This is a genomic window from Sediminicola arcticus (assembly GCF_040566695.1).
Taxonomy (GTDB): Bacteria; Bacteroidota; Bacteroidia; order Flavobacteriales; family Flavobacteriaceae; genus Sediminicola; species Sediminicola arcticus.
The window spans coordinates 1-1,168 of sequence record NZ_JBEXAE010000020.1; the positions used below are offsets into that span (position 1 = coordinate 1).

At 45.2% G+C, this 1,168-nt stretch carries 1 protein-coding gene; it reads left to right on the top strand.

Going from position 1 to position 1,168, the window contains the following annotated elements:
• Positions 1-1,168: hypothetical protein (locus ABXZ36_RS15770; RefSeq protein ID WP_354616642.1), on the top strand; the 1,168-nt coding region annotated here is incomplete at both ends.

Genomic DNA, 1,168 nt, shown 5'->3' on the forward strand with positions numbered 1-1,168 from the left:
GTACGCCACAGGTTATTGATACAAGGGCAAATTCTAATCCTTATACCCCAACTTCCGGATTAATATCAACAGATGTACAAGGTGCATTAGATGAATTGGCGGCAAGTAACGCGGCTGATAACGATACGGATACTACTAATGAGATTCAGACTTTGACTTCTGCGGATGGTTCTGTGACCTTGACCCCAAGTGGAAATGATTACGATCTTTCTGTTGCGGCTGCCGATGGTTCGGAGACAATAGTTACTGGAGCAGGCATCAATGTGGTAATGGGAACAGGAACAACAGCAGATCCTTATATAATCACGGCTACGGAAGTAGATGGCAGCATCACTAATGAAGTAAACACGGCCTTTGCAGTGAACGGAGCAAACCTTGAGATCACGGATGCGAATAGTACATTATCTGTTCCATTGTCCTCATTAGGTACAGACGACCAAAACCTTAACCTTGTTGGGGATATCTTGAGCATAGAAGATGGCAACAATGTGGACCTAGCATCATACTTGGACAATACGGATGATCAGATAGTGACGGACTTCAGCATGGATGCCTCAAATATATTGACGATTACCTTGGAGGATGGGAATACACAGACTGTGGATCTTTCCTCTTTGAACAATAATGGTACGGACAACCAGGCGCTGAGCTTGGCTGGAAATATTTTGACCTTGGAAGATGGGGGTACGGTGGACCTTAGCCCATATTTGGATAATATTGACAATCAGCAAATAAGTCTATCGGGGAATATTTTGACCCTTGGGAATGGTACTGGTGTAGATACCACAGTGGATCTGTCAGGATATATTTCTACCGATGACCAGGCTTTGACCTTGGCAGCAGGCAATATATTGACCCTTGAAGATGGGGGTATGGTAGACCTGACATCATTTTTGGACAACACGGATAACCAGCAGATCACGACATTCAGCCTTGACAATACAACCGATGTACTTACCTTGACCTTAGAGGATGGAGGAACGCAAACGGTGGATTTCAGCACGGTACTTGCCGCTGCGGACAATCAGCAGTTGACCTTGGCAGCAGGTAATATATTGACCTTGGAAGATGGGGGTACGGTAGACCTGACTTCCTTTTTGGACAATACGGACGACCAGCAGATCACGACATTCAGCCTTGACAATACAACCGATGTACTTACCTTGAC